Source organism: uncultured Oxalicibacterium sp. (assembly GCF_913776015.1).
Taxonomy (GTDB): domain Bacteria; phylum Pseudomonadota; class Gammaproteobacteria; order Burkholderiales; family Burkholderiaceae_D; genus Oxalicibacterium.
The window spans coordinates 1-8,065 of record NZ_CAJYMD010000026.1; the positions used below are offsets into that span (position 1 = coordinate 1).

Genomic DNA, 8,065 nt, shown 5'->3' on the forward strand with positions numbered 1-8,065 from the left:
CCGCAACGGTCGACAAGCGTCGTCGAATCGACGACAACTCACTTCTTCATACCACTGTGCGTTTCATGCATGGGAAGGTCAGGTGCGTTTGCTTGTTCAGCCCGGATACCGGCCAGAGCAGGTGGAAATGCGCGAACGGGAAGTGTCGTGACGTATTCATGCGAACAGTTTTGATACTTATCGCATGATTTCTATTCGATTCCGATAGCGCATTTCTTTTCAATCTGGCCTGCGGGGAGGTGGGCCGGATCTTCGTATTCTTAAAATAATCATGTCTGCTTCCACATCTCGCCGTGCTTGCGAGGCCTTTGTGCCGCTCGCCCTTGTTCTTGCTATTTCTTCTGCGTTTTCTTCTTCTTCATTTGCTGCGGATAGTCATGCGCTGGAGCAGGTTGTTGTTACTGCTACCCGCTCGACACAAAAAGCTGGTGACGTTCTTGCTGATCACGTTGTCATTACTGAAGAACAGATTCTTCAATCAGGGCAGACATCGATCATCGATTTGCTGCAGACGCAGCGTAGCGTTGAAGTTACGCGTAATGGCAATGCTGGCAATAGTGCAAATGTTTTTATTCGCGGTAGCAATGAGAAGCAGGTGGTTGTCCTGATCGATGGTGTGCGCACCATGTCTTCGACGTCAGGTTCTGCCACATGGTCAACGATTCCGCTTTCGCAAGTAGAGCGTATCGAGATTGTGATGGGACCGATGAGCAGTCTCTATGGTGCGGATGCGGTTGGCGGGGTGATTCAAATTTTCACTAAAAAGGGAAGTGGTTCTCCACGTCTGACTTTTTCTGCTGGTGCTGGAACCTATGGTGAGCGTGTTTATTCAGCAGGTATTTTAGGGAGCACGGAAGGAGATCATCCGATTCGTTATTCTTTCAATACTTCCCAGGAAGAGTCGGACGGGTTCTCTTCTCGTATAGGCAGTTCTTATGATCCGGACAAGGATGGCTATACAAAGACGAGTACGAGCGGACAAATCTCGTGGCAATTGACGCGTGGACATGAGCTGGGGATCCGCATATTGAATAGCCGTAACGATGGTCAGTATGATCCTTCAACAGGTATCCCGGTTTTCAAACCCTATATCGTTAACGACATTGATATTTACTCCGCGTACTCAAGAAATCAATTCACTTCCAACTGGACAAGTTTGTTTCAAGTGGCGCGCTCCTATAACAAACAGCGCGATTATCGTTCTGCTGTAGCGGGCGTAACCAATTCTTCGCAAGATCAGTTTCTTTGGCAAAACGATATCAAGATCGGTACCGATCTTTTGCAGATATTGACTGAGCGACGTGAAGAGACGGTGGCGACATCCAGTCAGCCGGCTCAAAATAGGGATCGCAGCAATAATTCGATTGCAGTTGCCTATCAGCTCAATCGCGGTTCCCATTTGGCTAGTGCAAGTTTGCGTTATGACGATAGTTCAGTCTACGGTGGAAACACCACTGGAAGCGTAGGCTATGGCTATAAATTAACCAACGCTTGGCGCATCAATGGTAGCTTGGGGACGAGTTTCCGTGCCCCTACCTATAATGAATTGTATTTTTCGAATTTTGGTAACCCGCAGATCAAGCCGGAAGAGGGAAAGAATCGAGAGCTGGGCGTGTATTACGATGATGGTCGTACTGATTTTAGTGCCGTTTATTACCATAACAGACTGAAGAATCTGATTACGAACGTTGCTCAGTCTCCTTGTTCGAATCCGGCTTTAACGACTTGTATTACCAGCGTGGACAACGCGTTGCTAGAGGGGCTTTCGCTGAGTGCTGCCAGAAAATTTGGAGATTTTCGTGTTTTTGGAAATTTTGATTGGCAAAATCCGAAGGACTTAAACAGAAATACGTATCTTGCTCGTCGAGCCCGTCAGTATGGAACGATTGGGGTAACCCATATGATGGAGCGATTCAAATATGGTTTTGACGTTATTTATTCTGGCGCTCGCTATGAAAATATAACGAACACGATTCGTCTGGGTGGATATGCATTGCTGAATTTACATGCCACTTATGATTTAAGTGGTGATTGGCAGCTTTTCGCCCGCTGGAATAACGTGCTAGACAAAAAGTACGAGCTGGCACAAACGTATCAAACGCCAGGTTCAAATGTCTTTGCAGGTATCCGCTACGGTTTTAAATAACCCTTCATAAAACTACAATAGCGTTGTTCCCTAATGCGCAGGCCTGACGATTTTCGTTACGTCTGCGCATCGTTCCATTTGAAAGAAGCCGTCATTTTGCGTCATCCATTCAGCTCAGTTGATCGCACGAGTCCCTCTTTTGCAAAAGGTGGACGTCGCGCGTCAATGATATTGGTGGTGCTGATGCTGATTGCCTTTGGCAGCATTTTGGTTGCCTGTGTCACAGGCTCGGTCGCGCTTTCTCTCTCGCAAATTTTCGGCGCCTTGCATGAACTATGGCAAGGCACTTCCTCGACCATGGCGGCGACGCTGGTCGAGCTTCGCTTCAGTCGCGCCTTATCGGCTTTTTCTACTGGTGCGACGCTGGCGCTTGCTGGCGTGATGATGCAGGCCTTGTTGCGCAATCCATTGGCCGACCCTTATGTCCTGGGTGTTTCTGGCGGGGCGGCAGTGGGCGCATTGACGGTTATGTTCCTGTGTTCTGTGGCATGGCTGGTCGATTTGGCGGCCTTTGGTGGGGCCATGGCGATTTCCCTCTTGTTGTATGCGCTGGCGCGACACGATTTGCGCGGGGCGGCACATGCCGAGGGCAGTGCGCCATTGTTGCTGCTGACGGGCGTGATTCTGGCTGCGGGATGCGGTGCGGTCGTGACGCTGATACTGTCGATTGCGCCCGAGAGTCGTTTGCGCGGCATGGTGTTCTGGATGATCGGCGATTTATCGGGCACGCAGTTTCGCTGGTTACCTTGGTTGATGCTGATTGGTGCGTTGATCTTTACGACCAGAGCGGCACGTGCAATCAATGTAATTGCCTTGCATGCCGAAGCCGCTGCCGCCCTGGGGATCAATGTCGGTCGGTTGCGCATGGGCTTGTTCGTATGTTCGGCATTATTGACGGCGAGTGCGGTGAGCAATGCCGGCAGCATTGGTTTCATGGGGTTGATCGTGCCGCATGCCTGCCGCTTCTTTTTCGGGCCGGATCATCGTGTGCTGTTGCCTGCGGCTGCGCTGGTGGGTGGTTCGTTTCTGGTCTTGGCTGATACGGTGGCGCGTACCGTCATCGCGCCGCAGCAGCTTCCGGTTGGTGTGATTACGGCGATGATCGGTGTGCCGGTTTTTCTGTTGCAGTTGCATCAGATACGGAGACGCGCGTGAAGACAAGAGCGCTGACCTTGAAGATGGGCGAGCGTCTGCTGGTTGACAAGCTGGACTGGCAGATACAACCGGGCGAGTGCTGGTGCGTGATCGGCCGCAATGGTGCGGGCAAGAGCACGTTGTTGCGCACGCTGGTCGGATTAAGAGATGTGGATGGCGGCGTGGTGCAGATGCATGACAAGCCGATTGCCGACTGGCCGCTGGAAGCATTGGCGCGCGAGCGCGCCTTTCTGCCGCAAGGGCGTAGCGATGCATTCGGGTATCGGGTGATTGAAACGGTGCTGGCGGCACGACATCCGTATCACGATGCCGCTTATTGGGAATCCGACGAAGACCATGTGGCTGCGCTTGCGGCCTTGCAGTTGATGGACGCGACGGATTTCGCCGAGCGCGATATTCGCAGCTTGTCCGGTGGCGAGCGACAGCGGGTGGCGATTGCCGCAACGCTAGCACAGGATGCGCCGCTGCTTTTGCTGGACGAGCCGACCAGTGCGCTCGATCTTGCGCATCAGGTCAGCGTCATGACTCTGCTGGCAAAGCTGTGCAAGGAACAAGACAAGGCGGTGGTAATGGTGAGCCACGACCTCAATCTGGCGCATCGCGTGGCGACGCATGCCTTGCTGTTGATGGGCGATGGTCGCTGGCATGCCGGCCCGGTTGCGGAAGTGATGCAGGCATCGCTATTGGGCGAATGCCTGGGGCATCCGATTGAAGTATTGCGTCATGGTGAACGCACTATTTATCTGGCTGTAGAGGAAAATTCTGCATGAGTGACAAGAACGATGTGCAAGATGCCGGCATTGCCGAGCGTCACAACGCGCGCATGGCGCGCAAGAAAGAAGTGGTCGATCAAAAGATTGCTGCTGCCACGCGCAATGCCGGTGTGGTGGTCGTCACGTGTGGCAATGGCAAGGGCAAGAGTTCCAGCGCGTTTGGGATGGTGGCGCGTGCATTGGGCCATGGCATGAAGGTTGGCATCGTGCAGTTCATCAAGGGTGCCATTCCGACTGGTGAAGAACGTTTCTTCCGACGCTTTCCGGAGAAGGTCAGCATCCATGTGATGGGGGAAGGCTATACGTGGGAAACCCAGAATCGCGAGCGTGATGTCGAGAAGGCGCAGCAGGCATGGGCACGGGCCAAAGTCCTGTTGACCGATGACAGCGTGGGCATGGTTGTGCTCGACGAATTGAACATCGCGCTGAAGTATAAGTATCTGGATGTGATGGAAGTCGTTGCCGATATTCGTGCTCGTCCACCCATGCAGCATGTGATCGTGACGGGGCGTGGTGCGCCGCCGGAATTGATTGAAGCTGCCGATACTGTGACCGAGATGCAGGTCGTCAAGCACGCATTCGCCGCCGGTATTGCCGCGCAACCAGGAGTGGAATGGTGAGCGACAGTGTAATGCAACAGTGCGCGCATCGAGGTTCTCAACAAGGTGCGCGCATGGTGCTTGTCGCGGGCATGGCCTCGGGGCAGGGCAAGACCACGGTGACTGCCGCGCTGGCTCGTCGCCTGATGCGCGAAGGCTTGCGTGTACGCGTATTCAAGACGGGGCCCGATTATCTGGACCCGATGATCCTCCAGCGCGCATGCGGTAGCGAAGTCTATGCGCTCGATCTGTGGATGGTGGGGCTGGATGCCTGCAAACGCTTGTTGGCAGAAGCGGCACAAGAAGCCGATGTGGTATTGATCGAAGGCGTGATGGGTTTGTATGACGGCGATCCTTCTTCGGCCGATCTGGCGCAGGCATTTGGTGTGCCGGTCGTAACGGTGATCGATGCAGGCAAGATGGCGGCGACGGTCGGCGCTGTCGTGCATGGTTTGCAGCATTATGGGCCGGTACAGCTGGCAGGCGTCATTCTTAATCGTATTGCCAGCACCAGCCATCGCGCGCAGATCGAACCGGCACTGCGCGATGTACCGTTACTTGCGCATTTGCCCAAGCTGGCCGAATCGCTGCCGGAGCGGCATCTGGGATTGGTACAGCCCGACGAAGTTGCAAAGCTGGACGAGATACTCGATCGACTGGCTGATCGCATCGAACTCGATATGCATGCATGGCAAGCCATGCCGTCTGTACACATAGACCGCATCCCCGCTGCCGAGCCTTTGCCGCAAAAGTTGGCCGGACGTCGCATTGCGGTTGCACGCGATGCCGCGTTTGCCTTCGTCTATCACGCGAATCTGGCTTGTCTGCGTGCGCTGGGTGCCGAAGTCGTGTTCTTTTCCCCGCTGAATGACGAGCCATTACCTGAGGGTACGGATGGCGTGTACATTCCCGGCGGTTATCCGGAATTGCATTGCGCCACGCTGGCTGAGGCGAAACGCTGGCAGGCTTCCATGCGTACAGCGCATGCCCAGCAGGTGCCGATCCTGGCGGAATGCGGCGGCATGATGGCCATGACCGAATCGATCACCGATGCACAAGGTAAAACCTGGCCAATGGCGGGACTGCTGCCAGGCCGGATCACCATGCATCCCAAACTGGCCGGGCTCGGCATGCAATGGTTGACGACGGACGAGGGCGAGTTGCGCGGGCACGCTTTCCATTACTCGACCTTGCAGACCACGCTGCCATCGATTGCGCAAACCGTGACGCGCACGAAGGGCAAGACAGGCGAATCGCTCTACCGCCACGGTTCGCTGACGGCAACGTATTTTCATGCGTACTTTGCATCGTGTCCGGCAGCGACGGCCCGCCTGTTTTTCAGACAGGATTCGCAGCAGGAGAAAAGTTAATGCGCACATTGGTCATCGGTGGTGCGCGTTCCGGTAAGAGCCAACATGCGGAGGCCCTGGCGCTGGCAACCGGCAAGCGCGTGATCTACATCGCCACGGCGGAAGCCGGCGATCAAGAAATGCAGGAGCGTATTGCCCATCATCGCGCGCGCCGCGATTCGCGCTGGGTCACGCTGGAACAGCCGACGGCACTGGGTGCATTGATCACGCAGCATGCCAGTGATGATGTCGTGTTTCTGGTCGATTGCCTGACGGTATGGCTGTCTAATTTACTGTTTTCCGAAGCGATGGCTTTTCCGGAAGTCGGCCATATCGATCCACCAGCTATTTTTCATGCCGAACGTCAGGCGCTGCTCGATACGCTGCGCGATACTACTGCCGACGTCATCATGGTCGCCAATGAAATCGGGCAGGGCGTGGTGCCAACCGGCGCCATCACACGCTGGTTCGTGGATGAAGCCGGGCGTCTCAATCAGGCGATCGCCGCAACCTGCGACCGCGCCGTGCTCGTCGTAGCCGGCTTACCGTTGTCACTCAAAGGTTGAACGGGCGACGATGCTGGCAGGCTTGAACATGATGACGATTGCTGTGCTCGCATGTGTCGGCATCATGCTCGATTTGCTGCTGGGCGAAGCGCGGCGCTGGCATCCGCTGGTGGGCTTCGGGCGGCTGGCAAGCTGGCTTGAACGACGTTTGAATCATGCGGATGTGCGCTGTTTAAAAGGCGTAGGCGCCTGGCTGCTTGCCGTTGGCCCGATTACGCTATTGAGCGTCGTGCTGACATGGTGGCTGGCGACGATCAATCTGTGGCTGGCCTTGCTGGCGCATGCGCTGATGCTGTACGTTAGTCTTGGCTTACGCAGTCTGCGCGATCACATCTTGCCGATTTCACTGGCCTTGCAAAGTGGCGATCTGGCGCATGCGCGCCTGCTGACGGGCAGAATCGTCAGCCGCGATACCTCGCAGTCGTCCGAGCAGGAGCTTGCCAAGGCTGGCGTGGAATCTTTGCTGGAAAACGGTAACGATGCCGTGTTCGCCACATTGTTCTGGTTTGTGATTGCGGGCGGGCCAGGTGCCATCCTGTTTCGTCTTGCCAATACGCTGGATGCGATGTGGGGATACCGCTCGGCGCGTTATCTGCATTTCGGCTGGGCAGCGGCGCGTATCGACGATGGGTTGAACCTCATTCCGGCCCGCTTGACTGCTATTTCTTATGCTGCGCTTGGCAATACGCGACAGGCGTGGCGCTGCTGGCGTGAGCAGGCGCCGCAATGGTCCAGCCCGAATGCGGGGCCGGTGATGGCGGCCGGTGCCGGTGCCTTGCAGGTATCGCTGGGCGGCGCAGCCGTCTATGACAACGCAGTCGAAGAGCGGCCGGTATTGGGCTGCGGGCCATTGGCCGGCGGTCTGGATATACAGCGCGCGTGGCAACTGGTTTTCAAGACGACCGGCTTGTGGTTGATGGTGTTGGTGGTGCTGGGAGTCGTCAGTGCTTGATCACGGTGGAAATCTGGCGCAAGCCGTGCAGCGCTACGGGCGTGCACGTGAAGACTGGATCGATCTTTCCACCGGCATCAGTCCGTATCCGTATCCGGTGCCGTCCCTGCCGGAAGATGCCTGGCATCGTTTGCCGGAACCTTGCACGGCGCTGATTGCAGCGGCGTGCCGCTATTACGACGCGCGCAGCATGCTGCCTGTCGCCGGCTCGCAGGCAGCGATTCAGGCGCTGCCGCTGTTGCGCAATCCTGCACGCGTTGCGTTGGCGCTGCCGGCCTATGCCGAGCATCGGCATCATTGGCAACGCGCCGGGCATGAGATTGTGGATGTGCCATTCGCGCAATTGGATCGGGCAGTCGATCACTGTGATGTGGTCGTCGTCGTCAATCCCAATAATCCGACCGGGCAAGTCGTTGCCGCATCCACGCTCATGCAATGGGCAGACAGACTCGCGGCGCGTGGCGGCTGGTTGATCGTGGATGAAGCGTTTGGCGACGTGGCAGATGGTTTGAGCGTGGCATCGCA

At 56.1% G+C, this 8,065-nt stretch carries 8 protein-coding genes and 1 riboswitch; all 8 genes read left to right on the forward strand.

Annotated elements, in window-relative coordinates; translation table 11 throughout:
• Nucleotides 1-132: riboswitch (cobalamin riboswitch) on the forward strand. This riboswitch is flagged as partial in the annotation.
• Nucleotides 133-271: 139 nt separating this feature from the next.
• A complete protein-coding gene (locus QZ725_RS03715) occupies nucleotides 272-2,146 on the forward strand; it encodes a TonB-dependent receptor (RefSeq protein ID WP_293776343.1) in 1,875 nt (624 codons plus the stop codon).
• 183 nt (nucleotides 2,147-2,329) lie between these two features.
• Entirely contained in the window at nucleotides 2,330-3,301 is a 972-nt protein-coding gene (locus tag QZ725_RS03720; protein WP_293776345.1) for an iron ABC transporter permease, read from the forward strand.
• Nucleotides 3,298-4,071 carry an ABC transporter ATP-binding protein gene (locus tag QZ725_RS03725; protein ID WP_293776346.1) on the forward strand — a complete coding sequence of 258 codons (774 nt, stop codon included), beginning with the start codon at nucleotides 3,298-3,300 and terminating at the stop codon, nucleotides 4,069-4,071. Before QZ725_RS03720 ends, QZ725_RS03725 begins: the two co-directional genes overlap by 4 nt.
• A complete protein-coding gene (gene cobO, locus QZ725_RS03730) occupies nucleotides 4,068-4,694 on the forward strand; it encodes a cob(I)yrinic acid a,c-diamide adenosyltransferase (RefSeq protein WP_293776347.1) in 627 nt (208 codons plus the stop codon). Before QZ725_RS03725 ends, cobO begins: the two co-directional genes overlap by 4 nt.
• A 53-nt stretch (nucleotides 4,695-4,747) precedes the next feature.
• Entirely contained in the window at nucleotides 4,748-6,043 is a 1,296-nt protein-coding gene (locus tag QZ725_RS03735) for a cobyrinate a,c-diamide synthase (RefSeq protein ID WP_293776348.1), read from the forward strand.
• Nucleotides 6,043-6,588, forward strand: coding sequence for a bifunctional adenosylcobinamide kinase/adenosylcobinamide-phosphate guanylyltransferase (cobU, locus tag QZ725_RS03740; RefSeq protein ID WP_293776349.1), 546 nt, complete (start codon nucleotides 6,043-6,045; stop codon nucleotides 6,586-6,588). Before QZ725_RS03735 ends, cobU begins: the two co-directional genes overlap by 1 nt.
• Nucleotides 6,589-6,598: 10 nt before the next feature.
• Nucleotides 6,599-7,540 carry an adenosylcobinamide-phosphate synthase CbiB gene (cbiB, locus tag QZ725_RS03745; RefSeq protein WP_293776350.1) on the forward strand — a complete coding sequence of 314 codons (942 nt, stop codon included), beginning with the start codon at nucleotides 6,599-6,601 and terminating at the stop codon, nucleotides 7,538-7,540.
• On the forward strand, nucleotides 7,533-8,065 hold a 533-nt coding region (locus QZ725_RS03750; protein WP_293776352.1), incomplete at its 3' end, for an aminotransferase class I/II-fold pyridoxal phosphate-dependent enzyme. The genes cbiB and QZ725_RS03750, both read left to right, overlap by 8 nt.